The organism is Synechococcus sp. WH 5701 (genome assembly GCF_000153045.1).
Lineage (GTDB): Bacteria > Cyanobacteriota > Cyanobacteriia > PCC-6307 > Cyanobiaceae > Regnicoccus_A > Regnicoccus_A antarcticus.
Window position 1 is genome coordinate 1 of the sequence record NZ_AANO01000131.1, and the last position, 1101, is coordinate 1101.

Genomic DNA, 1101 nt, shown 5'->3' on the forward strand with positions numbered 1-1101 from the left:
AGGGAATCAAAGAATTCTCAAGTTGGCCAACCATTCCTCAGATCTACGTCAAAGGGGAATTTATGGGTGGATCAGACATCCTGATCGAGATGTATAACTCTGGCGAACTCAAGGAAAAACTTGAAATTGCTCTCGCCAGTTAGAGGGATTTAATAGCCGTGGGGATGCTGCATGTAGAGCGTGCTGACGTCCCCATCCGGGCCAATGAAACTCGATGGATCCAAGATCCAGCGGTCGATTAACTGCTCTAGGCGATGCTGCTCACGGACGTCGAGAGAGCCAGTTTTTCGAAGCGCATGAAGATAACCATCGGCGTAAAGCCGCAGCTCGGAGGGCGTGTGATATCGCGTTGTGAGCTCCTGGCACGCGTCACAAATGGATTGGAAATGACGGATGGCCTGTGGGTCATCAAGTGACGTCATTGATCGGGGTTGGCAGCTCTCGCTACCAGCACTACGTGAAATTGGTACTAGCCTAGTCGCGCATTGTTCGATCCAGTGACTTCAACGCCACAAGACTTACTTACTGAGTCGAGCATTCCCACTGACCAGGCCATCACCATGCCTGACTCAGGAAGTGGTCTTGAACCATCACGTGTTCTGGTGGTTGAGCCCCATCCCACCCTCCGCACTGTTTTGGTGCAGCGTCTCCGCCAAGACGGCCACCTCACCGCAGCCGTTGGTCGAGCCGTCGAAGCGCTAGAGGTTTGTCAGGATCAATCGCCAGATCTCCTGGTGAGTGCAGAGATCCTCGAGCAGAGTTCTGCCCTACGCCTTGCTGGACAACTTCGTTGTCCTGTGATCGTGTTGACAGCCCGTACTGGTGCCGAACCTGTTGTCGGCCTCCTGGACGATGGGGCTGACGATGTTTTGCGCAAGCCCTTTGGCTTAGAAGAGCTAGCAGCACGATGCCGCACACTTTTAAAGAGAGGTCATAGCGGGCTTCAAGAACGTGTCACCGTCGGTCCGCTTGAGGTGCATTTGCTGCTAAGGCAGGTGACGCTTCGCGACAAACCGGTGGAACTCAGTCCTCGGGAATTCGCACTGCTTTGTGCCTTGCTCATGCCACCTGGGTTGGTTCGCAGTCGCCAAGAATGCTTCG

Annotated in this window: 2 protein-coding genes and 1 pseudogene; 2 read left to right on the top strand and 1 reads right to left on the bottom strand. The window is 54.3% G+C overall.

Annotation, left to right across the window (positions count from 1 at the left end):
* Positions 1–143: pseudogene (locus tag WH5701_RS00755) on the top strand (glutaredoxin); the annotation flags it as partial.
* 6 nt (positions 144–149) lie between these two features.
* Here the strand turns inward: WH5701_RS00755 and WH5701_RS18240 are convergent.
* A complete protein-coding gene (locus tag WH5701_RS18240) occupies positions 150–422 on the bottom strand; it encodes a DUF6761 family protein (protein WP_006169936.1) in 273 nt (90 codons plus the stop codon).
* A 138-nt stretch (positions 423–560) separates the two neighbouring features.
* On the opposite strand from WH5701_RS18240, the gene WH5701_RS16435 reads away from it, so the two are divergent.
* The coding region (locus tag WH5701_RS16435) for a response regulator transcription factor (protein WP_232201749.1) at positions 561–1101 on the top strand (541 nt) is incomplete at its 3' end.

What these genes read in the sequence shown, in the direction of transcription:
- WH5701_RS18240 (WP_006169936.1), bottom strand. Translation starts at nt 422, where the DNA reads ATGACGTCACTTGATGACCCACAGGCCATCCGTCATTTCCAATCCATT.